General features: G+C 39.4%; 13 protein-coding genes. 8 read left to right on the top strand and 5 right to left on the bottom strand.

Translation table 11 applies throughout. The features are described from left to right. Positions 1–22 precede the first annotated feature (22 nt). The 3 genes from UABAM_RS01140 to UABAM_RS01130 all read left to right on the top strand — a co-directional run bounded on the left by UABAM_RS01140 (position 23) and on the right by UABAM_RS01130 (position 5549). Positions 23–3604 carry a hydantoinase B/oxoprolinase family protein gene (locus UABAM_RS01140; protein ID WP_151966151.1) on the top strand — a complete coding sequence of 1194 codons (3582 nt, stop codon included), beginning with the start codon at positions 23–25 and terminating at the stop codon, positions 3602–3604. 20 nt (positions 3605–3624) lie between these two features. After that, positions 3625–4842 carry an acyl-CoA dehydrogenase family protein gene (locus tag UABAM_RS01135; RefSeq protein WP_151966150.1) on the top strand — a complete coding sequence of 406 codons (1218 nt, stop codon included), beginning with the start codon at positions 3625–3627 and terminating at the stop codon, positions 4840–4842. Positions 4843–4979: 137 nt separating this feature from the next. Next, positions 4980–5549 (top strand): glutathione peroxidase, encoded by a 570-nt coding sequence (locus tag UABAM_RS01130; RefSeq protein ID WP_151966149.1) that lies wholly within the window; start codon positions 4980–4982, stop codon positions 5547–5549. 64 nt (positions 5550–5613) lie between these two features. Here UABAM_RS01130 and UABAM_RS01125 read toward each other — a convergent pair whose 3' ends face one another. After that, complete coding sequence (locus UABAM_RS01125; RefSeq protein WP_173013065.1) at positions 5614–6939, bottom strand: formylglycine-generating enzyme family protein; 1326 nt, start codon at positions 6937–6939, stop codon at positions 5614–5616. 56 nt (positions 6940–6995) lie between these two features. Continuing rightward, entirely contained in the window at positions 6996–11606 is a 4611-nt protein-coding gene (locus tag UABAM_RS01120) for a protein kinase domain-containing protein (protein ID WP_151966147.1), read from the bottom strand. Between the two features lie 238 nt (positions 11607–11844). Here UABAM_RS01120 and UABAM_RS01115 point away from each other — a divergent pair, with 238 nt between their 5' ends. Then, positions 11845–13938, top strand: coding sequence for a hypothetical protein (locus UABAM_RS01115; protein WP_151966146.1), 2094 nt, complete (start codon positions 11845–11847; stop codon positions 13936–13938). Positions 13939–14049: 111 nt separating this feature from the next. Beyond that, positions 14050–15243, top strand: a complete 1194-nt coding sequence (locus tag UABAM_RS01110; RefSeq protein ID WP_151966145.1) for a protein kinase domain-containing protein — start codon at positions 14050–14052, stop codon at positions 15241–15243. A 25-nt stretch (positions 15244–15268) separates the two neighbouring features. On the opposite strand, the gene UABAM_RS01105 is transcribed toward UABAM_RS01110, so the two are convergent. After that, positions 15269–16027 (bottom strand): class I SAM-dependent methyltransferase, encoded by a 759-nt coding sequence (locus tag UABAM_RS01105; protein ID WP_151966144.1) that lies wholly within the window; start codon positions 16025–16027, stop codon positions 15269–15271. 176 nt (positions 16028–16203) lie between these two features. On the opposite strand from UABAM_RS01105, the gene typA reads away from it, so the two are divergent. The 3 genes from typA (at position 16204) to UABAM_RS01090 (ending at position 20340) form a co-directional block, all read left to right on the top strand. Beyond that, entirely contained in the window at positions 16204–18015 is a 1812-nt protein-coding gene (typA, locus tag UABAM_RS01100; protein ID WP_151966143.1) for a translational GTPase TypA, read from the top strand. 72 nt (positions 18016–18087) lie between these two features. Beyond that, positions 18088–18561 (top strand): hypothetical protein, encoded by a 474-nt coding sequence (locus UABAM_RS01095; RefSeq protein ID WP_151966142.1) that lies wholly within the window; start codon positions 18088–18090, stop codon positions 18559–18561. 246 nt (positions 18562–18807) lie between these two features. Then, positions 18808–20340 (top strand): M4 family metallopeptidase, encoded by a 1533-nt coding sequence (locus tag UABAM_RS01090; protein WP_151966141.1) that lies wholly within the window; start codon positions 18808–18810, stop codon positions 20338–20340. 613 nt (positions 20341–20953) lie between these two features. On the opposite strand, the gene UABAM_RS01085 is transcribed toward UABAM_RS01090, so the two are convergent. After that, a complete protein-coding gene (locus UABAM_RS01085; RefSeq protein ID WP_151966140.1) occupies positions 20954–23743 on the bottom strand; it encodes a BamA/TamA family outer membrane protein in 2790 nt (929 codons plus the stop codon). Continuing rightward, on the bottom strand, positions 23740–26670 hold the full coding sequence (locus UABAM_RS01080; protein WP_173013064.1) for a glutamine amidotransferase: 2931 nt from the start codon (positions 26668–26670) through the stop codon (positions 23740–23742). Before UABAM_RS01080 ends, UABAM_RS01085 begins: the two co-directional genes overlap by 4 nt. Positions 26671–26875 lie beyond the last annotated feature (205 nt).

Below are 26875 nucleotides of genomic sequence, written 5' to 3'. Positions count from 1 at the left end.
ATTTTATTTAGGGCACGTCCCTATGAGTAAAAACAATTGGACAATTGCCGTCGACCGCGGAGGCACCTTCACCGATATTGTTGCTATTTCACAAAAGGGTGAAATACACACACACAAAGTATTATCGCGGTCGAAAAATTATCACAACGCCATTGTTTTTGGTATCCACGAAATATGCGCCTCGTTTTCGATTGAAAATGTTGCGCGCATTCATATTGGTACAACAGTCGCGACAAATGCGCTTTTGGAACGCACAGGAGAAAAAGTGTGTTTTGTCACCACTTGTGGATTTAAAGATATCCTAAACATTGGTTATCAAGACCGTAAAAACTTATTTGCATTAAATGTCCAAAAACCTGACCCCATACATTTACGTAGCATTGGCATCAAAGAACGCATTGCTGCCAATGGTCGTGTTATTACCCCCATTGATATAGATGATACAACCCAAAAACTTCGTAAAATTAAAAACGAAGGTTTCACATCTCTTGCCATTGCCTTGATGAACTCGTGGTGTTATAGCGCTCACGAACAAAAAGTGGCTGAAATTGCACAAGAAATGGGATTTACCAACGTCCATGCTTCGTATCACTTATGTCCCCTCATAAAATTAGTTATGCGCGGACAAACCACTGTAATCAATGCTTACTTACATCCTAAATTAAAAGAACATATCGATTTTTTGCTCGCAAATTTTCACGACACAACACTACGCTTCATGCAATCTAGCGGTGGTGTTACCCGTGCAGATTCTTTTTGGGGAAAAGACGCTATTTTGTCTGGGCCTGCGGGTGGCATTGTTGCGGTGCAAAACATCATGCAAAATTTTCCCAAGCAAAAGGCCATTAGCTTTGATATGGGAGGAACAAGTACCGATGTGTCGCGCTTTGATGGCAATATCAACAAAATTTTTGAAACACAAATTGCCGACATCCCCTTTCATTCGGATATGCTAAATATAAAGACGATTGCTTCGGGAGGCGGATCTATTCTCAAATTCGATGGAACTAAATTGAGTGTCGGGCCAGAAAGTGCCGGAGCCTCACCAGGACCATCTTGCTACGGATACGGTGGGCCACTTACCATTACGGATGCCAATTTACATCTTGGACGTATACTACCTGAATATTTTCCGCGGGTTTTCGGCCAGAGCAACAGTGAGCCTTTACAAGAAAATGCCCATTTGTTCACAAAACTTGCCACCCAGATCAAAACCGACCTAGGAAAGAGTTACTCCAGTCATGAACTGGCACAAGGTTTTATTGATATTATCAACCAAAACATGTGCAATGCGATTAAAGAAATATCTATTGCCGAAGGTTTTGCTCTAGACGATTATACTTTGGTGTCATTTGGCGGAGCTGGTGGACAACATGTATGTTGTATTGCACAAATTTTGGGTATAAAACAAATTGTCGTTCACCCCACCGCAAGTGTTTTTTCCGCATATGGTATTGCAGTTTCTGATCATGTCGAAACAAAAGCGAAATCAGTTTTGCTACCTTTCAACCAAAAAACTTGCGCCATTGTGGATCAACATTTTTCAGAGTTAGAGAAACAACTATCGGTAAGAGATGAGATTACCCGTTATTTAGATTTGCGTGTTTGCGGTACAGACTATAGTACGACGGTACTGTACATAGATAACAATTACCAAAAAACATATGATGACTTTGTTCAAAAGTATCAAAAAAATCATCAACGACAACTAGCGCAAAATGAGCAGCTCGAAATAGTCAATGTTCGTATAGAAGCGAGTAGTCGCAGCAATGCTTTTCGTGAAAAAAAACACCCAGTGCATACTCGCGAGGTACAACGTAGCAGTGCCGCAACTGCCCACCACCAAGTTTTTTACCAAACGTCATTCATCGACGTAGCTGTTTTTTTGCGAAGTACACTCCAACCCGGCGATTTTTTACATGGCCCTGCGATGATCGTGGATGATCACAATACCATCTTTGTTACGCCTGAATTCAAGGCCGTAATTAACGAATATAACTACCTTATATTGCAAGTACAAAACGTGCCACAAAAAGCAATAAAGACAGAAAAAGATCCGGTACTACTCGAAGTTTTCAACAATGCTTTTACACACATTGCGCGGCAAATGGGTTTTGATTTAATCAACACCGCGCACTCGACAAATATCAAGGAACGTCTTGATTTTTCCTGTGCTATTTTTGATAAACAAGGAAATTTAGTGGCCAATGCTCCCCACATTCCGGTACACTTGGGAGCGATGTCCGAGACAGTAAAAGATTTAATTCATACTCACAAACAAAATTTATGCCCAAACGATTGTTATGTGAGCAATGATCCGTTTCATGGGGGATCACATTTACCCGACATTACGGTTATCTCACCTTTTTTCGATGGCGATGAAGTACAATTTTTTGTGGCGTGTCGCGGACACCACGCTGACATTGGTGGAATAACGCCTGGTTCCATGCCACCTTTCTCCCAAAAAATCGAGGAAGAAGGGATTGTACTTCGCAATTTTTGTTTAGTAAGTGACGGAACAACAAATTTTTCGCAACTCACAAAGATATTATCTCAAAAACCATACCCTGCGAGAAATATCAATGAACGAATTTCCGATTTACAAGCACAAATTGCGGCAAACAGACGTGGATTACGCGAACTCGATAATCTAGTAACTCTCTATAGTTTAGAGACTGTTAAATTGTATACTTCCTATATACAGGAAAATGCGTGCATGGCAACGCAAAAACTCATCGGTTACTTACTCAAAGATCGCAGCAACGCCCTGTTTTCATTCCGCGACTATCTAGAAAATGGTGCGTGTATATGTGTAAAAATTACCCTGTCTGCCACAAATAAAGGCCATGCGCATATTGATTTTTCAGGAACTTCACCACAGGACTCTGGAAACTTAAACGCACCGCTAGCGGTAGTGAAGTCGGCAATATTATACGTTTTACGGGCACTAATAGAAGAAGATATCCCGCTAAATTCCGGTTGTTTAAAACCATTAACCATTACTGTGCCTGAAAAATCGATCCTAAATCCTCAACCCGGCGCTGCGGTGGTGGGAGGTAATGTCGAAACTTCGCAACGTATTGTCGATGTTCTCCTTGGAGCTCTGCAAGTTGTTGCAGCAAGCCAAGGTACGATGAATAACCTTACATTCGGTAAGGACGGAGAGGACGGATTTGGTTACTACGAAACTATTTGTGGTGGAACAGGAGCTGGAAACAATTTTCATGGCGCTAATGCTATACATTCACATATGACAAATACACGCATTACCGACCCCGAAGTCTTAGAGTTTCGTTATCCACAAGTTAGACTGGAATCATTTTCCATTCGCAAAAACTCAGGTGGAAAAGGAAAATTTAATGGTGGAGATGGTGTGATTCGTCGCCTGCGTTTTCTAGAGGCTTGTAAAGTCAGTATTCTTTCTGAAAGACGCAGTATACCACCATACGGTTTACAAGGGGGCAGTGACGGTATGTGCGGCAAAAATACCATTACCAATATCGACGGTAGGGAACAAACGTTACCAAGTAAAATTACTCTCGATATACAACAACAAGAAATAATATCCATATATACCCCTGGCGGGGGTGGTTTCGGTGAATAAAACTTAGAAAAGGAGCCAAAATGACATTTTTTACCAAAGAACAAGAAGAAGTTCTTTACAAATTGCATCGCAATGATGAAGATTACGAGGAAAATATTGCTTTTCTCAAAGGTTCGTTGCAAAATTTAATTGAAAATAAAATAGCTCCCAAAGCTTTCGAAAATGACATGGAAGAAAAATTCTGCGAAGAAAACTTTCGTTTGTTAGGCGAGACAGGTTATTTAACCATGCCCTTTTCCGAAGAAAACGGTGGATTGGCAACATGCTTTTCGTACTATTCTGCTGGTTTGGAAAGTTTATCAAAAGCAGATGCTGGTTTTACCTTGGGTGTCGCGATTCATGGAACCGTTTGCGACGGTATCGCTCATTTTGCGAGCAAAGAGATCAAGGACATGTATCTCGAAGACTTGATCAACGGACGAAAAATAGCGGCCTTTGGTCTTTCTGAAGCAGACAGTGGTAGTGACGCCAAGAGCATGAATACATCCTATGTATTTGACAGCAACTCCAATGAGTACATTCTGAACGGTGCGAAATTCTGGATCACAAATGGTATGAGCGCCGATGTATTCTTTGTAATGGCTCGTGGCCCTGAAAACCAAATAAGCTCTTTTATCGTTACCAAAGGTAACGCCGGAGAATTTCAACAAAATAAAATTGAAGACAAGGTTGGTGTTCGTGGGTCCAATACCGCCGAACTGGTATTCAATGATTATCGTATACCAGCAAATCATCTTGTTGGTGAAGAAGGGGCTGGATTTAAATATGCGATGCGCATGTTAAATGGCGGACGCGTCACCATTGCGGCCTGGTCAACAGGAGTTGCACAAGGTGGTTACGAAAAGCTGATCAAGTATGCCCATGAACGCAAACTTTTTGGTCGTTACCTAAAAGATTTAGATAACTTAAAAAAGGAACTAGCGGAAATGGTGATCGAAATATCCAGTAGCCGCGAACTTTCATATGGAGCGGCGTTCTATAAAGAAAGTCCTGAAATTATGCGCCATGCCGCTATTGCCAAAGTCAAAGCCAGTGAAACAGCTGTTTATGTTGGCGAAAGAGCAATTGAACTTGCTGGGGGCTATGGCTATTTAAAAGAATCCAAAATAGAAAGACACCTTCGCGACGCGTTGCTTGGACGTATCGGTGAAGGGGCAAATGAACTTCTTAAAATAGTTGTTATCCCAAGAGCGTTGTACAAAGCTTTTGAACAAAAACCTGTGACCGCCTCTTGGTAATGATCCATCGTCGGAAATACTATATTGACTAGAGAAAATGCTTTATTGAATTCTCGGTGACTTACTATATGGTATTTCCAATGTTTATAGCTTTTACCATATCTCGAATACAACTTTAATGTTAGAAAGAGCGCACCATGATAAAAAAAATATTGTGTTTGATGTTAATGTGTACTTTTATTTTTGCCGAAAAAGATGTCAAAAAAGATGAAAAAACAATCTACGACATAGAAATCACAACCATTGATGGTAAAAAAGCAAAAATGGCGGACTACAAAGGAAAAGTTGTTTTGATCGTAAACGTTGCTAGTCAGTGTGGTTTTACTTACCAATATGCAGGTTTGCAAAAAGTATATGAGAAATACCAAAAGCAAGGATTCGCAGTATTGGGTTTTCCCACAAATGATTTTGGGCAGCAAGAGCCAGGAAGTAACGAACAAATAAAGGCTTTCTGTACATCACGCTTCAAAGTTACTTTTCCTATGTTTTCTAAAATTACTGTCAAAGGAAAAAATACTCATCCACTTTATAGCCATCTTATCGAAAAGAAAACCAATAAAAAATTCCATGGACCGATTACCTGGAACTTCAATAAATTTTTAGTAGATAAAAATGGTAATGTAGTGGCACGATTTGGCCCACGTAGCGGACCACAAGATCAAGTCGTTACCTCGGCGATTGACAACGCACTAAAAGTTAAAAAGTAATTGTTTATGATTGTGAGCTCACGAACAAGATCGTTTGTGAGCTCACGAATCATCTATTCAGAATTTATTCTGTCGTAAGTACGCTACGAAAACCAATGTCGCTCTTTGTCTCTTCTGAAGACACTTCGATTGGTTTCTTTAGAGTTTCTAAACCGCTGTTCCAACTTCCACCATAACAAAATCTTTGCTCGGCCTCTTCATCAGCGGTCCATTCCCAAACATTTCCCGACAGATTGCTACAAAAGTACGGCGAGTCTCCGAGTCCATCAAAGGCAATAGTCGGTGCTAACCACCCATAACCGTCAGCATCTGCCTTTTGTGGATGATAATTACAACGATATACAAATAGATCTGGAGCCTCTTCTCCCCATGGAAACGTTCTCTGTTGTAATGGATTGTCAACAAGAGACACTTGACCGTTTTTTATATCGGGAATTTGCTCACCACCATGAAAAGACTTCAACCACTGGTTTTTTGATGGTAAGGCTTTTCCAGCCCACTTGCAATATTCTTCTGCTCCAAGCCATGAAACCTCAACGACAGGATAGAGTTCACAGCCTTCTTTAGGTACATAAGAACCGTCCTTGCTTTGGATAAGACTGTGAGTGCTTTCCATATCAATCCATTGTGTGACGTCTGCATCTTTATTGCTGTTTAAAAACTTGCAGAATTGTTCGTTGTTTACCTCATACTTATCTATGTAGTAGCCTGGAATTTCTTGTTGCTCAAAAGAACCACCGGGAACATATACCATTGTACTAAGATCTTGTTGCCATACATATTGACCGGGAACTTTTGACTTGGCGAGTCCTGAGGGAAGCTCTTCGTTAAACCAGCCTTTATTTTCATTGTCGCTCTTACCGCTTTTTAGTTCCTCTACGTGTTTTGCCAACATACTTTTTTGTAAAAGTTGTGCAACGCGTTTTTGCATTCCCTTCCAAGTTCGAGAGCGTACAAATTTCGTTTCGTCCCCCTCGCTATTTACAGGTAGTATTCGATAAAACAAAATCAAGCTCTTTGGTTTGCGCGATATGTTCATTCCACAAATAATTAAGTAGTCAACACCTTTGCTCTTTAACCACTTGCGAAAATTGGGTCTTATTTTAAAGGACTTATATAAATAAGATGCTGTAGGTTTGACCCCTTTATAAAATTTGCGCATTACGGAAAGTGTATTTTTTGCCGGTATATAATTGGTCATTTCTTGAGGAACAACCTGACGTATCATTTTGTCGATGTATTTTGCTTTGCTCCCTAAGTTTTTGTTATATGCTTTGCAATAGACGGAAAAAGTGATTTTATCATCTTTTGCACACACAAATCCTATCAACATCATGATCATTAGAATCTTTTTCATATTTACAAATGCGAAATATCCCAAATTTCGCATTCTCCTTTCTGTAAAAACGGTACAGCAATTAATTTTACTGAACGGCATCGACAAACTTATTCAACAATATCTTTCACCCATAACTTCATTACTGATTTTCCTGATGAGAAATATAGGAATTCGCCATCGCAAGTTGGTTTGGAATATATTTCGTCTTCTTTTGTTGCTTCATATTCCATAATTATTTTTCCTGTTGCTTTGGAAATCGCCCATACACTATACTCACCACATACAAAAATGACATTTTTGTATTGCAAAAGTGGAACGCGTATTTTGGAGGATACTTTTTGCTTCCACAAGTACTTTTTCGCATTTGCCTTTACTTTAAAAATTTCGCCATTACTTGAAGCAAAATAGACATCATCTTTATCCACAACAGGTTGCGAAACGACAGAAGATTGAGAAGGGTATCGCTGTAGAGGCTTTCCGGAAAAATCAGTGACCACAACACCTCGTGTTGTAGGAATATACAGGTTGTTATTTCCCAAAGAAACCTCTCCACTAATACGATAAGGTCTTGTACTGCGGACTTTATTGTTACGCAAGTCAACAAAATACACCTTTTTCTTACCAGCAACTGCAGCTATGCCATTGTTGTAAACAGGTGTAAATTCTAATGCATCACGAAGAGAATATCTTTTTGAAACACTAAAACGAGAACCCGACTGGTTTACAACTAAAAATTTTCCGTTGCGTGCCGCCACAGCCATGCGGTTTAAACCAAGAGCCCGAGGCCCACCGCGAAAACTTGCTCCAGAAACACGTCCTGACCACACCACTGTATCTTTTGCGTCGACAACATTCTTACGTAAGTCAAGCACATAAACATAACCAGCAAGAGTTGCCACGAATAAATGATCTTTATATATTTGCATTGGTCCTGAAATTTCGGAAAGACGTCCTGTATATAACTTCCAAATTTGTTCACCGCTTTTATTTACGCAGTAAATTCGGTTGTCGCGACTAGCACATATTATTTTGTTCTTATGCACTAAAATGGGAGACTCAATGCGACCTTGTGTATTGAATTTCCATACGGGCTGTCTCTCTAGATGCAATACTATTTTCCATGTTTTTTGGCCGTTTATTTTTACTCTATCCACTTTTTTCAAACGGAGACCAACAGATTTGACTTGCCAACGTAGCTCTACGTTTTCCGCAAATTTTTGCTTGTAGACAACGGGGCTTTTCCCTAAAAATTTGCCGCCGTCATAACACGGTATATTTGTCATAGGGGATGTGGTAATCACGGTTGGCCACATTGCCTCCCTGAGAAAGCGACTATTGATAAGTTTACTGTTTGAGACAATTCTCTCTAAGTAAATGTAGGCATCATCTTCTTGGCCACTTTCTAATTCTTGCGTTGCGGCTTCCAACCATTCCTTTGTATCGGCTAAATCTCTGGTTAACGACTCACGATACGTTTTGGCACGTTGGGCATTGATGGAACTTTTCAAAAGTGCTTCTGCGCGACTATAGGTTTCAATCGCAAGCTCGATGGCTCCTTTACTCTCATATTCTCTCGCCTCATTGAGTAACTCTTGTTGTTGCTCTTCACGCACTATTTTTTCACTCACCCATTTTTCGCGTTCTTTCTCCAAAAGAACCATTGTTTCTTCGACTCTCTTGTTCCACAAATCGTAATTTTGGGCACGTAGATTTTTCAGAATCACTTCCGCTTTGTCGAACTCTTTCTCTTCAATAAGTGTTTGTACGTTGGCAAAATCTTCCTCGTTTTTTTGTTTCTTTTTTTGTGCGTATTCGAAGCGGATATCATCGATTCTTTTTTGTACTATTTTTTCAAGGTACTCTTTTTCTGGTTGGAAATACTGTGCATGAATTTTATCTAATTCCTTCAACAGTTGTGCCTGATTGTCTTTGTATTGTATAACAACGTAGTCTAATTTTTTGACCAACGCTTTTTTATTGCGCTCGATCAATTGATTTTTAATTTTTTTGTCTTCCGCCACATACAAAGTCATTGCTTCCGCATGAATACCTGAGAAATAAAAGTTTTTTCCTATATACTCCAGCTCTTGTTGTACAACGAGAAAATTCCCAACTTTGACTTGTTGTTGAAGTCTCTGAAACTCTAAATATCCACTGATCTCTCGATAGCCAAACCATGCTAAAAATAGCCCTAAAATGCCAAGAAATGTATATTTGGGGTTTACAACAAAGGAATTTTTCTTGATCACTTTTGTTGCGGAGTCTAAAGCACGTATTAGTTTGACAGGTTTTCCTTCTAACTCAAACAATCGTTCGCGAACGTCGTCTTTATTCGGGTCCATCTTGAGGATTTTGTGATACGTTTGTACTAAAGCATCTCTATTCTCTTGGCGTTTGTATATACTAGCGATTTTTTCGAAAGACTCTATCGCGTCTTCGTTTCGTCCCTCATCAATGTAGTAATTGATCAATTCTTGATGACATGCGAGTAGCTCTGGGTCAATTTCAATTAACCTTTGACAAGTCTCCACCAGCAATTTTGTTTCTTTGGCGGAGCGTAGTTTTGAAATGAGCTTTTCACCTGTTTTGATAATGTCATCGGTGGGTCTTCCATAAGAAATATAGAGATTAAGTAGGTTTTGTAACGGTTCGTAACTTTTATTATCAAGGGTAGTCGCGTACTTGTAGCAAGAGTCAGCACGTTCAAAGTCCTGCAGCTCTTCGCGTAGTTTTCCACAACGCAGCCAATATTCAATTGCCTTAGATGTGTCCTTCGCAGCTTCGTACCCTTCTGCGATTTCTTCCATCAATTTGAAATTATAGCGATATAGTTTTAAGCTGATATCGATAAGTGGTTTGGCGATGGAGGTGTCTTTTTCATCAAATACGGTACGTACAATCTCACCTATTTTGTTCGCAGCAAGTAAAGCCTTGTCTTTCACGATTGCCCCGGCAAATAGAATGGCGTAGTATTTGGGGAGGCCTATTTCCTCTAATTTTTTGTACCCTTCGAACATTTGTTGTAGGACACGCCCTAGTTTAGTTTCTAACTCCCGCACCTTGGTAATGGTTATTTTGTTTTCAGAACTGGGGAAAATACTCTTGTCGAAAATGGAAAACCCTTGGAAAAAACTATAATCCGGACAACCTTCTAAAATTTGAAAGAAAATTCCAGCAAGAGAATTTTCTTCTTGTTCTTCTGGGGTGATATCTAAAATCGTTTGGTACTCTAAACTATAGTTACTCTGCAAAATGTTCTCAATGGTAGCCTCTGCTTGTTCTGGCAAAAGAAATTGTGCATTGTCGCGATGAGGTAAAGGGCTACAGGCATAAATACTTTCTGGGGTGTATGATATAAGTATCGACTTTATGGGAGTACGAATAATCAACGAGCCTGGTTGTACCAAACTGAGAAATATTTGAATTGCGGTGGATGTATTGCGTAAAAAGGAAAATATGTCCACTCGCGCAGCAATGCAGTAATCCCTAAATTCTCCCGGTGGCTCTTCCTCGACAAATTCCCAAGTAAATGGATCCCACGAAAAAGAAATGGTGATGAGCAAAGTAATCATTTCCGTAAAGGACAACTGCGAATGTTTTTGGGTAAACTCTTCCATATAGTTTTCAAGGTAGGCATAGATGGTATTGTTCTCTATGTAGAGAAACAAGTGCTCTTCTTTCGAACGTATCGAAAGAATCCCTTTACGTCCTTCGTTTATAATTTTATCTAGTCCATCGGCCAACTGTTGTTGGCTAACCCCTGATAAACGATAAATAGTTTTTTCTTCGCCAACACCTTCCACATTCGCTGTGGTTTGTGGATTTATGAGTTGGCGTAGTTCTTCAGCTACTTCTGCGCAGCTTTGATAGCGATCTTCGCGATTTTTTGCCAGCATTTTCAGTACAATATTGGACAACTCTTCAGGTATTTCTGGGTCTATCTGACTTATGGGTTTGGGAGCCTCGGTGATTTGCTTTTCCAAAATGTCGTACGAATTGTCTCCCATAAAAGGCGGACGCCCGACCAACAAGTAGTACAAAGACGCTCCTAATGAATAGATATCGGTACGTGCATCTATTTGCGTACCTACACACTGTTCTGGTGCCATGTACAGTGGTGTACCAACAATAAGTCCCGCAGAAGCACTTGAGGTGGTGTGTATAGACAAACTTTTTGCAAGTCCAAAATCAGTAATTTTGATCACTTCGTCCATCGTAACCATAATATTGGCTGGTTTGACGTCGCGGTGAATAATATTTTTTTCGTGAGCAGAATACAACCCTTCCGCAACTTGAATGGCATATTCAAGAGCTTTTTCGATGGGTAAACGTCCGCCATCAAGGCTTTTCACTAATTTATCCAAGGAAGCACCATCGACATACTGCATTACGATATAAAAAGTTTCTAACTCTTCGCTATAGTCAAGAGCATATACTTGAATGATGTTTTTATGTTCTAATTGCGCTATAGACTGGGCTTCTCGTTGAAACCACTCAATCGCCTTTCCATCTTTGTTTGGTGTACTCAAAATTTTCAAGGCCACTTCACGATTTAGATTGGTCTGTATGGCTTTATAAACAGCTCCCATACCACCTTTTCCGATAAATTCAACTATTTCGCACCCACCTAGTTGATAGCCTACCATTTCAGAACCGTATTGGATGCTGGATGAGCGACCTCCAGTTACACCCATACCTTTTGCATTCTCATTAGTCATGTAAAAACTCCATAATATTCGCACGATTTATAGCAGAGAGAGGAAATAGAAAATCTGTCGAGCATAAAATTTTATTGGATCTAGTCTTTTCCTATTATATATTTGTTTGTATAAAATTGTATACGATATTTCACACTATGCAATAGTAAAAACAGCACGCCTTGTTTTTTGTAAAGAAAGACGCGTAGACATGTGACAAACCACAATCCCTTAAAACATTTTGAGGTTATTTATTCAAATGGATGATTTTCCCCGCGAAATAAAAAATTTTATCACTACTATATCAGAAATTTTAGATAAAGTGCAGCAACAAAAATCATATTCTACACTATCAAATACACAATTATCTATGTGTTTTGATATTTTTGCGTCACTACTTTTCTGTTCACACAAAAATATAGCCATTGTTTTTGTTTACGAAAATGCACAACATAAATTATTATTGCAATATACAGATGTGATCACGATATTACCCAACAACGCGGCGATTGACTTACAAATTACTCTAGATTTAAAAGTGCTAGAGCCGCATTTACAACATGGTTGGATTTTTCTTTTTTTTGCTATTTTACAAGGAAAAGGAATTGAATTTTCCCCATCTACTCCACCACTGTTTGCGCATTTTTCGCAAATAAAAATTTCTATTCGCGGTATACAAACTTTGCTCGAATGGTTTTTCCCATACTCTGGTATCGCAATCGTTATTAACCACAATGAATATAACTTACCCATAGTTCTTTATGGTGGAAAAACTCCACGTGGCAAAGTTTTTCCACTAAGTACTCAAAAAAACTTAAGTACAGTAACAAAACAATTTCGTTATAAAAATAACATTGCCTTGGCCGTAGGTATTAAGCTCGACTTTTTACTGCAAGTTGTTGCAAAAGAAAAGTCTTTTTATGAAATACGAGAAAACTATCAAAATAGTTGGATAATAAGTTTACCGACAGAAATTGACGACTTCTTTGTGAATTTTCACCGATTTTTCGCATTGTTGTTACCCAAAAGCATGGCAAACAAGCTCAATGAAGCAAAAAATAATGCGGTGTTGCTTTTGAAAAACTACTACCAAAGCTTGCAAGAGTATTGGAAAACCAATTTTATATACCTGAGATTCCACGGCGAAGAGAAAGAATTTTGTTTTGCCATAAATGGTATGCAAATAGAGGAAGTGTCCGCTCCACAAGATTATTTATTTCAATTTAATGTAGATTCCTTTAGTACTTGGTCAGCGTGGCTCAACGATAAGTCGATCCGTCTATTCATACGCTTTTTAGACGCGATCACCCCTATTAGTTGGATGAAACGCATTGCGGCAGATGAAATTCTTCTAAAATTAAAATTACGCGATGCCAAAGACAACGAATTTGACTTATTTATCACAGGTAATGACATCTCTTTTCACAATAAAATGTGCAGTGGCGATTTTTATCTGGTATTGTTATATAAAGACAAAATTATTTTTAGTGAAAAAATTTGGGATAGCAAAACAACCGTGATTCACAAAAACGATTGCTGTGAAATCAATTTTCCTTTGCGTAGTGAACTGGCAGGAACATCTTTTACTTTTTCGAAATCACAAGTGGCAAAGATAAATCGTGGTTTTAGCCACTTGATCAGTGAAACTTCCATTCTCGCAGAAATGACACCGGGAATTCGCAACAAAGTTTACTATGGATTACTACAAGATCTAGATAAAAACAAAACCATTACGATTAAAGATAAAGTCTACACAGTGGCTGATGGCAATGCGGTGATAAATACCAGCAATGGACGAATTGTTAGGTATGACCCACCACTATGTGCTTCACAATTGTGCATTTTACAAGAAGAGGAAAGCTACTTTATCACACATGGAACAATGCCTACGCCGCAAAAAAATTGGCAATCATTTGTCGATTCTACCGAGACAATGGCGGCAAATATTAGTGCGAGAAATACACACATATTCACAAACACCGATATTGTTTTTCCGCGATGCAATGATGAAAAAAATGCCGTTTTGATATTTGACGACAGCCCGATTATCAGCGATAAATCATCTACTCAGTTTAAGTTTCGCGTTCTCAGTGCATGGATTGTTCCTAATTACGATTCCTTTCGTATTCGTATCGTCTCTACAGTAGAATATCGTCGTCACCAACGCGACTTTGCTGTATTTGATTATCCTTGTGAATTACCCGAATCACTGCAGCCCAAAAATATCAAACTGCTTAAAGTAATTCTCAATCAAAAACGCATTGAGTTTCTCATGGGCAATACCTGTGTATTTTATGTACAGCATCCAAGTTTTTCTTTGTTTGCGCGAAAGAGAATCGCTTCTATAATGTAAGCGCCATAAATTTTGCGCAGTTGCATTCACGTTTACAATACTTTCAAAAACCACAATAAAACTTTTATGAGATTTCAAAACCACAATAAAACTTTTTATGAGAAATGAGTGATGGAAAGAAAAAAAGAAATTCTCGTGATCGAACAAGACAAAAACATACACGAAGCATATAAAGAAATTTTTGATGCACAAAAATACCATATCATCAGTGCTCACAATGCTCAAGATGGCATTGCCATAAGTAAAATACTTTCTCCCAACATCGTCATATTGAGTATGGAGCTAGGTTCGCCAGAACAAACGCTGAAAGAATTAAAACAAAATAGTGGCAATACACCTATTATTGCCGTGGGGGGAAAGGAAGCGGATCGTTCCCAAATACAAAGTTTTTCTAATGTATATCGCTATTTCCTAAAACCTTTGTCTCTCAAAAATTTACTCAAAGCGGTGACCGAAGTTTTACAACAAACTTCACTAAATAGTAACGAAGTTTCGCAAAAAGGAGTGATCGAAATTGAGAACTTTGAATTTGAAAAATTCTTAGGACAAGGCGCTTATGGCAAAGTATACAAAGGTCAATACCTTGGTGAAGAGACCGCAATAAAAATTTTGCGCAAAAGCGATTTATCTTCGGAGAAGATTAGTAGATTCCAACGTGAGGTTTTTGCATTGGCCAGCATTGAACACGAAAATATAATAGAGCTTTTGCATACAGGTGTCACAAAAGAAAACTACTATTATATGATCACAAAATATTTTCCGGGAGAAAACCTAGAAACACTACTAAAAAAGCACGGCAAATTCCCTCCCAAAGACGCAACAGAAATCGCCATACAAGTTGCGGAAGGTTTGACCGAAGCACACAAAGAAAATTTAATACACCGTGATATAAAGCCGTCGAACATACTTTACTCACCAAAATTACGCAAGGTGAAAATTATCGACTTTGGCTTAGTAAGATTACATGGGTACAAGAAAACGATTACCCAGAAAGGCATGGCGTTAGGTACACCATACTACATGTCTCCAGAACAGTGCAAAACAAAAAAAGCCAATCATTTTTCCGATATTTATAACCTAGGGGCTACGTTTTACCATCTCCTAACTGGTGTGCCTCCTTTTGTAAAGAGGAGCATTTTCGAAATAATGGTTGCTCACGAAAAAGCAAAGGTAACATTTCCCAAAAATTTTAATGCGAACCTGGCTTCCATTATAGAGAAAATGATGGCCAAAAAGCCGACAAATCGTTACCCTAGTATGCATGACGTTGCCGAAGTACTAAAGCAAACAGTAACGACATTGTAACCACATGAAATTTTTCACAAAATAATTAACAAGCTTTTTTAACTACGACTAACTGAACTTCAATGCACATACACGGAATCAAAGATCCCAAAAAACGATTAAAACGCCACCACCAACGATAAAATTCTAATTTGCGCAAAATTCCTCCCGAAATAATGCGAAAACCTCTACGACTTTGAATTTTCCAATTGCCAGATTTTTTAACAAGTCTGGTAAAAGTAGAGAGACAAAAGCCTTGTACATGGGAACGCACTTTCTTTTTTGCAAAAACTTTGTCAAGTAGTGGAACTAAGTATATGCGAAACCAATGAACTCCATAAGGGAAACTCGGTACTCCCAGTATCGCCATTCCTCCCACTTTTAAAACGCGGTGAATCTCCGAGGCGAGAAATTCGGGATGGTGTAGATGCTCCATCACTTGTTCACAAATAGCAACATCATAAGTATTGTCAGGTATTTCTTTCAAACCATCCGTTTCAAAATCCGCGGTGTACAGTTTGCGATTTTCCTTTTTGTATACCCCGTCTGAACCTTTGGGAAAAAGATCTATAAGATCGCAACGTACATCCTTAGCATTAGGGTATGCTTCAATATGGCGTAGTATACGACCTTCATCTCCTCCCACATCGAGGATTTTCAATTGTGAACCTTTTGTATCGTATTTACGAATAAAATCACTCACCGTTTCACCAATCGCTTGATAACGTGCCATCCTTAATCTATAAGGAACACCTTTAATACTTGGATCTAAAGAAAATGTTACAATTTCCTGCTTTTTATTCATTTTTTTTTCCAATATTTTATATTGAGAATTGTCGATATTGCACACAATTTTACCGATGAAGAATTATAATTCAAAATAAAAAAGTTGCTTTTTACAATAAAAATTGTATTCTTCTTAGGCATACCAGGAACGCCTGGAAGACTAAATAAAAAAGTTAGAACTATTAGGAAATACTTATGGATCAGACGAAAATTCGCAATATTGCCATTATTGCACATGTCGATCATGGAAAAACAACACTTGTGGATCAACTATTCAAACAAAGCGGTATGTTCAGACAAAACCAGGTTGTAGAAGAGCGTCTTATGGACTCTATGGATCTGGAAAAAGAGAGAGGTATTACCATTTCCTCCAAAAATGGCTCATTCCACTACCGCGACCATCTAGTCAACATCATCGATACTCCAGGGCACGCCGACTTTGGTGGGCAAGTAGAACGAGTATTGCAAATGGCAGATGGAGCCCTTCTTTTAGTTGATGCCGCAGAAGGACCAATGCCGCAAACGTATTTCGTTTTGAAAAAAGCTTTGGCAGCCAAACTACCCATTATTGTAGTTGTCAATAAAATAGATAAACCAGCCGCACGCCCCGATTGGGCAGTAGATGAAGTATTTGATTTATTTGTAAAGTTAGATGCTCCTGACGATCTTCTAGACTTTCCGATATGTTATGCCTCTGCGAAAAATGGTTTTGCAACTCTTGACTACAATGAAACAAGCGAAAATATGATTCCATTGATGGATTTCATCATTGACAAGATCCCACATCCGCAAGGAGATCCAACCGCATCACTACAGCTATTGGTAAGTTCCATAAGTTACTCATCTTATCTTGGCCGTTTGGGAATAGGAAAAATAACTTCCGGAACACTAAATATAAATGATCAAATCGTTGTCATGCGTGAAAATGAAGCTCCTGTCCCCGCGAGAATAACAAACTTATATCATTTTGTGGGCAATAAAAAAGAAGATATTCAAAGTGCAAGTATCGGACAAATAGTCGCTGTTGCAGGAATGGACACCATCACAGTGGGAATGACATATACCGATGCACAAAATCCAATGCCTCTTCGCGCAGTAGAACTCGATCCTCCGACAATATCAATGACATTTACCGCAAACGACTCTCCTTTTCACGGCCAAGAAGGCAAGTTTGTGACTTCACGCCAACTACGCGAAAGGCTTCATCGCGAAATTCTTTCGGATGTTGCTCTTGTCGTCGAAGACTTACAAGATGCACAAGGTTACAAAGTTTCCGGACGTGGAGAGCTACATTTATCAATTCTTATTGAAAAAATGCGTCGCGAAGGCTATGAATTTCAGGTAACGCGTCCTCAAGTCATTTTCAAAACGATAAACGGACAAAGACAAGAGCCATATGAAGAGTTGACCATAGATGTTGATGAAGAATTCTCCGGCAATGTGATTTCGAATCTGGGAAATCGCAAAGGTATCTTATTAGAAATGAATACAAACAACGGTCTAACACGCTTAAAATATAAAATTCCTACGCGTGGACTATTGGGATTTCGCGGCGAACTGATGACCGAAACTAAGGGAACGGGTGTGATGAACTACATTTTCGCAGAGTATGGTGATTATGTTGGTCCAATGAAAAATCGCAAACGCGGAACACTTGTTTCTGCTGAGCAATGTAAAGCCACGGCTTATGCACTATCATCTCTACAAGATCGCGGTAAATTTTTTATAAAGCCGGGTGATAATGTTTACGAGGGGCAAATCTTAGGGGAACATTGTCGTGATAATGATCTTGCAGTAAACCCTGGAAAAGGAAAAAAACTGACCAACGTCCGTGCCGCAGGTTCTGATGACGCTGCCGTTGTAGAGCCGCCCACAATAATGGAGTTAGATCGCTGTATATCTTTTATTAACGACGATGAAATGATTGAAATTACACCCGAGAGCATCCGCTTACGCAAAATCTTGCTCAAGGAAAATGAACGACGTCGTGCAAAAAAGATGGCTTAACAAACAAAATATTTGTATAATATATGAAACTCTCCATTAATATAAAATACAAATATTTAAAAGGAGTATCAAATGGCAAAGTACACCATTATATTGATTGTCGCTTTTGTTTTTGTAGGATGCCACCACCAACCATATGAATTCGAAAATGTAGGTACAACTGCAGCAGTTCCCATGATCGGGACGCAACAAGTTGCAGATTCAACTCCTTCCCAAAAAGAAGTCGAAAGACAGGTGGCACAAGCAGAGCGCAAAATAAAAACAGCGAAAAAAGTACCAACGATAACAAACGAGACGATCGATAGAAAAAAATCGGTTAACAAAAAGAAATCGGTTAATAAAAAGAAAACGATTAATAAAAAGAAATCGGTTGTTACAAGCACCACAAAAGCTGATGATATGGGCACGCAAGATAGCCCATGGGTCGACGTTGTTATGGAAGCACCGCAGGTACAAGAGCAACAAGTACAAGAGCAACCAAGAAAAAGAGTCCCTTATTATTTAACTCCAGAATACCAAAATACTATCAAAGGCTCTTCAAAATAAAGTGTTTCAAAATGTAACACTTCAACGAGTAATGTGTAAAACGATTGCACAGCCCTTCGTAAAGCCAAAAAAGACAAAAAGCTGCAAGCTATTGAAAAAAATAGACTTGCAGCTTTTTTTATTTTTTACTTTGTTTATGGCACATATTTTGTACATTAAATAGGCAAAGAAAAAAGTTTTGAAACAATACAAATCTTCAAAACTTAAGTGTATTTAAAAATAGTGTAAGAAAGGATACACATACTCATGAGTAAAAAATTATTTGTACTTTTCACAGTATTCGCAGTTGCTTCTTTCACAATGGCAGCTGACATTGTTGACTTGACTCAGGCACAAGCTCAACTACAACAAATGCAACAAATGAGATCTGCATCTCACGAAGTTATGTTACAAAACGCTTTTGGAATGAGCCCAGAGATGTCTCTAGAGCTTGTTCGCAAAACATCTGACCGCGCTGGTCAAACACATCATCGTTATAGAATGCTTCACAATGGTGTTCCTGTATGGGGTCAACAAGTTGTAATTACACAAAGTGGCCGCAGTGTTGTAAGAATGCATGGTAACCTAGTTACTGGTATCGAAAACGACATGAACACACGCGTTAAGCCTTCTTTCGACAAAGCTACAGCTCTTGAAATGATGAAGAATCATCAAAGAGGACAAGCTGAAGTAAGAAATGCTAGCTGGAAATACGAAAACGAAACAAGCGAAATGGTTGTTTACGTTGACGAAGCTGACTCTAAAGCTAAGTTAAGCTACGCTGTTTCTTTCTTTGCAGACGTTGAAAACGGTGGCGCTCCTACTCGTCCTTACTATGTAGTAGATGCTAACGACAAAGACAACATCCTTCTACAATTCGAAGGTTTAACAACTGACAAAGTTGGTGCTGGACCTGGTGGAAACAGCAAAACAAAGAGATATGAGTATGCTCCTAACTCTAAGTTTGGTGCAATGGACGTACAGTACGCTAACGGTCGTTCTACCATGATCAACAAAGACGTAAAAACAGTTGACATGAAGAACTCTTCTTGGGGTGGATCTACACACTCTTTCCAAGGAAAGACAAACACTCACAAGTCTATCAACGGCGCTTTCTGCCCTCTAAACGATGCTCACTACTTTGGCGGTGTTGTATTCAACATGTACAAAGATTGGTATAACACAGCTCCACTTACATTCCAACTAACAATGCGCGTTCACTATAGCTCTAACTACGAAAACGCTTTCTGGAATGGTTCTTCCATGACTTTCGGTGACGGACGTAACAGATTCTATCCACTAGTTTCTCTTGACGTATCTGCTCACGAAGTAAGTCACGGTGTAACTGAGCAAAATTCTGGTTTGATCTACAGAAATCAATCTGGTGGTATCAACGAAGCATTCTCTGACATCGCTGGTGAAGCTTCTGAATACTTCATGAATGGAAAAAATGACTGGGAAATCGGCGCAGACATTTTCAAAGGCCCAGGTGCTCTTCGCTACATGGACAATCCTCCAAAAGATGGTCGTTCTATCGGACACGCAAGCGACTATTACAATGGTATGGATGTACACTACAGCAGTGGTGTATTCAACAAAGCGTTCTACCTACTTTCTGAAAAGTATAACTGGGGAACACGCAAGGCTTTCGATATCTTCATGAAAGCTAACCAAAACTATTGGACTCCAAGTACAAACTATGTACAAGGTGCTAAAGGTTGTGCAGACGCAGCAAGCGACTTAGGTTACTCTGTTGCAGATGTAAAAGCAGCTTTCGCAGAAGTTGGAGTTAACTTCTAATAGTAAGCGATACAAAAAACTAGCCTGAAAAGATCCCTTCACTTGTGTGAAGGGATTTTTTTTTGCCTATACGACAGTGTTCTAGAGCATTGATTTGTGGAGATTCCCAAAGTATAGAAATATACTAATGTTTGGTGCCCCACAACGGCTTCGCCGATTACTCAGTGGCTGACAAGGGTAGATTTTATTATAAAATCTTTTTTAAAAAGACTTACGTTGGTGTGAAGTATGAAAATCGTAATCGTCGCCGTGACCGTGACCTTCAGTGCCATTGACTTAAGAGTAAACAATCTATAATAAAGACTTACGCTACGTGTCATCCCTGACTTGATCAGGGAACCAGACGCTTTCAAGTCAAATTTGTATTGCTGGTTTCCCGCTTTCGCGGGAATGACACGGATAAGTAAGTCTTTTATTGAGTAACACTTACTTATCAAGTCAGGGATGCATTGGACCGTGACCTTGACCGAAAAAATCGGTAACGATTACGGGTCACGAAAGTTCGTGTGACAAAATTGTTTGAGAATATAAATAGATTTAAGAAGTGCATATCATCCCCAAAATGAGGATGATATAAATTGGAAAGTTTTAGATGTGGGTAGAACCCAAATTACTAGTTATCGATAAAGAAGTACACAATCGGCGAATCACTCTCATCTAGACGTTGTGCTACTTGTACACCTAACGGTAAATCGAAATTCTCTAATGGATAGACATCAATCCGCAACCCCGCCCCTACCGTGAAAACAAAATCTACTTCGTTGTAGTTTTCAAATTTAGAAAACACGTCATCAGTACTTGTTCCCACATGGCAGAATAAAATTCCGCGAATGTCTTTGATGACACCTAAATTCAGCAGGAAGTAATTCCAATCACGATATATAGGAAAACGGTATTCCATTGTGGCAAATAGTCTTTCCGTACCTTCTAAATCGTCTTCAGATAGACCGCGAACAGCATTGTTACCACCCAGGTCAAATAATCCTGGAAATCCAGCAGTGCCCACATCGGCATCAAACGCCAAGCGAATGATATGGTCTTCAACGACACTCCAATAGTATCTCAATCGCAAAGAGATCAGTTGATAGCTATCATCCGACCCTAAAAAACTTTCGAAAAAAGTGACGCGTAAATTGGCGCTATAGCCATAGGTGACGTCGATTCCGCGAGTATATCGGTTGTCAATACCTATATCAAAGAATATACCACCTGACCAAAATTCCTCCTCTTCGAAATCATCATCACTGGTTTTTTGATAAATAAGTGTATAACCCGTTTGTATTTCTATTCGTGGAGTGATGTTGAATGTCGTAAAAATATCGGTCCCTGCGAAATAGTCAAAATCATCATCATTATCGTCGTCATCGTCATCATCGTCGTCGTCATTATCATCAGCAAGTTGGACTCCACCGTAAAGCGAAAATGTCAAAAAGTTAGCGAATGTATAGCTGACAGAGCCTTGAACTCCCACATCCACATCAACATTGCTTCCACCATTGTTCGGGTCCAGAATTGCCCCGGAAAATACTCCGAATTGGGTGTCCACTTGATGCGCACCAACAATATCACTAAAGCGTAAGACATTCACCGCCAAAAAGGGAAAAATATAATCTGTTGTGGTATTTGCTTCATATTCACTCACCTTCCATTTCTCAACCTCGTTCTCAGAAGTCAGAGGCACAATGTAAGGATTGCCGTCCGCCTTTAAAGAATTAGCATTAGATGATGATTTCCACTTATCGTATCTTACACGATAAAGACGCGCCTCTTGGTCGTGATAATATGTGTAGTACAACCATTTGTTATCACGAGTAAGTGTCGGAGCAATCATAACTCCGGGAACGTTGGTGAGTATTTCCCAATTCTTGCCATCAATATCCGTACGTGCTAGATTGATAAAATGGCCATTGTTGGTGGTACACAGAATTTTATTATCATTCGTTAATATCGGAAAACCTTCCTGCATACCAACGTTTTTAATGTGTTTTTGCTCCTGTGTTTCTAGGTCAAGAATAAAGATATCTCTATCGAGATCAACTTCTGCGATATATAGTACTTTTTTGCCATCGGGTGAAAAACTGGGCTGCAATTTTGCTGTCTTATCAAAAGTCAATTGTGTAACATTTCGCGACGCAATATCATAACGATATAACTGCGCATCTCCCGAGTTAATTCCCACAAATACAAACGACTTACCATCTGGTGCGTAACATGTTCCTGCGTAGTCGTCAAAGCCAAGATATAAGTTTTCTTCCGCAATCACCGCGTTTAAATCAATGATAAATAACTGTATGCTAAAAGCATCCTTGCCCTTCACTACGGCAAATTTTCCATCAGGAGAACATGCTGCGGGGAACTCGAACCCTTCTAACTGATCAATCCACCATCCTTGAGAAAACGCCAGGAGGCGCTTTGTGTCCAAAGTTTTTGTATCCATAACATACAGTTCTTCATTGTCACGGCGGTCTGAGAGAAACAGCATTTTTTGTCCATCTGCCGACAGGGAAGGAGAGAAATCCAGACGTCGATAGTATGTTTGGTATTTTGTGAGTTGTTCGTCGTAAGCATGCTGCATTTTATGGTATTCACTTCCCCATTTTTTACGCAGATACGCCATCACTTCATCGGAAAGTTGATACTCGTCTTTTCCCAAAGCCTTTTCGAGAATACAGTCGGCAGGCTGAAATTTCATACCGTAGAGAATTTGCCGCACTTTTTTCAAGCCATATTTTTCTTCGATATAGCGAAATACTTCTGCCATGTAGCGATAAGAAGATGCTCCTTCGAGACGATTCAGGTGGTCGAGCCCCTTTAGTTCAACAAGAGGACGCAAACGATTTGAAAATAATGCGTCGACAAACGCTGCGGTGGCAAACGGATCGTAATCAATACCCGCAAGATAAATGGGAATTCCTGTCATTATCCACTCAGAATACGCATAGCGAACAAAAATAGTGTAGTCCGCTTCGGGAAATAAATAATGAAAGACAAGCATCTGTGCCAAATTTAAACGCAATTGGTATATATTATCTCTTTCTGAAGGAGATACCCATAGTACGATCCTCTTTCTTACAGGCTCACTAAAACCAAAGCGACTTTTAATACCAAAGGTTGATTTGATATTTGTACGTTGGAAAGAGCCTTGAGATTCGTAAAGAACTACGGATATGCGCATTTTGTCGGGAAGTTTCAGATTTAGTTTTTGTTTAAACTCTTTGTGTGCGGCTTCTAAAACACGTCCCGCTTTCCTTGCTTGTCCCTCCAAACTATCGACAGAAAAATGGATATCAAAATTAGGAGTAGCTAACACTTTGTAGGCTTTTAGTGCAATTACAGCATTTTCATCGTCGCAGTATACTACACAAAGTAGTAAACTGCATAGAATTAGTAAACACTTTCTCATTGTGACTCCTCTTTGTCTTTTTCCCAAGTTTTCTTCTTTGCCGCAAGTAAGCGACTTGTGTAGTCAGGTGCTTCCTGCGTTTTTCCAACTTGGGACTTTGGCTTTGGTTTCGGTTTCTCTTTTGCCGTTTGTTGTTCGCTGTTACCAATCGTTTTACCAAACCCTTTACCTCTAAGATTACTATCGCGACCCATCTTTTCTAGGTTGTTCAAATCCAAACCTTTACTGTGACTCATTTTTTCGCGTACTTTCTCCTTGCGTTGCATCAAACGCGACATAGTAGCATCGCTCTCCTCCGAACGCTGACGCTTTAGAGAAAAGGACTTGATACTTTGCCACAACTTTTGATAGTCCAGTAGTACTCTACGTACGAATATGTCGACAACGAAAAGTATCACGAAAATAGTGATAAAAATATGCCACAGTTCTTTGGGTTGTCCTCCGCGAGGTTTATCATGAAGAAATATTTCTTGTTCAGGTAGCTCAGAAAATTCGATTAGGCCGTTTTCATCTATATCGAGTCTCGAAAAACTCTTGGTGTCCTTTTTCCATTCCTCAATGTCAATGGCTTTGTCAAAATTGCTATCCATAAACAAATACTCAAGATTGCGTCCTCCCGTAGCCGAAGCCATTTGTCCAAGGAGTTGCGTATTGCTCTTGCTAAAAAGATATTCGGAGGAAAACGACACCGATAAACCGGTTGTCAAATATTTACTGTTACCATCTTTGTCTTGGTAAACAATACTCGCCAGATATGTTCCGACACCATCGACGGCAAAGTCACCTTGATAGCGTCCAACCCCTGTCTTCTTAAATTCAATTATTTGCGTGTTGCCATCGGGTTTAATAAGAGTTCCCTGCATACGCAAATACGGCATATATTCACCTTTGCTATCAATTGCATCGATGGCGATTTGCCCTTTGCCTTTTTTTATCTGAGTAAAGATCTTAAAATTATTCTTGTTGACTTGTCGTGATGACCACCTTACGATTTGTCGCCAAAACTTATCGTATTTTGCCCAGCCTAACCACTCTTTGGCCCAACGATTTTTGGCATCAGAAGTAAAAGCCACACTGCGCCCCAAACCATACTGTCCGTGTACGAGTAGCGGTTCGTTGTCGCCTTGGGGACCTTTTATATAGAGAGGCATATGCACAAGTCTTTTTTTAGGTATGGTAAGGACACAACCGTAGATAGGGGGAATCTCGCCTGGAGAGATGCCACGTACCAAAGAAGTGGACTCATTCATCTTCGGCTCACGCTTCTCCTCAAAAATAAGAGTACTACGTACCACCATGCTTTCTTTGATAAAGATATTGGGTAGTTGTGCCACATTGGTTACGTCGTAGAAATTTCCACCGGTGTATTGGGCTATTTGCTGCATAAATTTCCCATCTCCCGGGGAATGAGGATTGATAACGATTGTCGTGATGCTTATTTTGGATTTCGCAACATTATTCATCAAACTTTTACTGGGAGCACTTGGATCTCCATCAGTAATAATGATTATATGCTTTTTTATCGCGGGTATGTTAACGAGACCTTTGTATGCGGCCTTTAAAGCGGGGTCGAAGTTTGGCATGTCACCTGCGTTGGAATTATCAATGGCGGTCATAATTCTACTTTTATTGATTACTCTCGTGGGCGGAATAAGCCATCCAGCACCTTTATTGTAATCATAAATAATCACACCTGCATAATCTTGAGGAGAAAGCTTTTTGATTGCCATCTTGCATATTTCGCGACCTTTGGCGTTTCCTTGAGGAAATTCACACGTATGGAGAACTACTGCCAAAGCTCCGTTTGGTATGATACGCCGGTTGCGAATATCCATATCTACAGGCAAGGCACGCTCGATAGGTGTATTTTTGTATCCACCGGCTCCAAAACTTTTTTCTCCCCCAATCATAATAAGACCTACACCTGCCTCATGAACGGCACTTTCCATCAGTTGCATCTGCTCTATCGAAAGTTCGTATGCGGCGACGTTAGACAGTATGATCGCGTCATAAGTATTGAGCGTTAGAATATCGGAAGGAACTTGTTCTGGGGATATACGATCTACACGCATTACCTCTTTATTATTTATTTTTTTGCCAATAGCTCTTTGTAAATAGTCATTATTGGCATTGTCTCCTTCGACATACAGTACTTTTGGAATACCTCTTACATAAGTGAATTCTTCCACGATATTGTTGGCAATGATCGAATCGTCTTTGCTATTAATAATCGCTTTAAGTTTATGAAAGCCAAACTCCACCCAATCACCGGGTATGAGAATATCAAAACTATCTTTGCCTTTTTTAATGTCCACTTGTAAATCGCGAATAAGTTCACCATTTAGAAATAAGCGCAGCGAGCCAGTTGTTGCCGTACGACTGGATGTTACGACGGTTACTTCATAAGACTGTCCTTCATTGACATGACTGGGAACTAGCATTTTTTCAATAAGCACTTCCTTGTCATTTTTGAAAGTAAGAGGCACCACGTCAATTGTAATCTCGTCAGAAATCGCTTGCTCAATTTCTTGCATCGCGTCACCAATGGTCTCGTTACCGTCGCTAATAAGAACTATTCTGCGTTGCCCTGTATTTGGTAAGGCGGCGATCGCTAAACGTATGGCACCAGCGATATCCGTTTGGTCTTTGAAAATTTGTGATTGAATGCTTTTGAGTTTACGCTTTTTCTTTTCGTTCAAATATTCAAAACTAGCGTCTTTACCAAAAACCAACAAACCATACTCGTTGTTCGTCACACTCATATTGGCAATAGAGTTCTCAATAAAACGTCGTGCTTTTTTTTCCGACTCCTCAGGTATACTTTTCGATAGGTCCAACACAAATAACACAGACAAGCGATTACTTGCTATAGATACATGCACATTCGCCAGAGCAAGAATCAATAATATTAGAAGTGTGTAACGCAAAAATACGCTTACTCGCCTACGAAATTTGGAAAGGCCTGCTAAACTTCTTTTTGAGACATAATGTACGAAAGGTAAAAAAAGTAGTAGCAAAAAAGCCCAATAATTACTTATGTATAGAGACACATGTCACCTGCTTAAAAAAAGGCTTTAACGAAATAACCGCTGTAAATATACTTTATTTTTCAGAACAACAAACGTTATAATT

Origin of the sequence: Candidatus Uabimicrobium amorphum (assembly GCF_009002475.1) — a bacterium.
Classification (GTDB): domain Bacteria; phylum Planctomycetota; class Uabimicrobiia; order Uabimicrobiales; family Uabimicrobiaceae; genus Uabimicrobium; species Uabimicrobium amorphum.
Note: the sequence above shows the minus strand (reverse complement) of the source record. Positions and strands in the feature narration are given on the sequence as shown.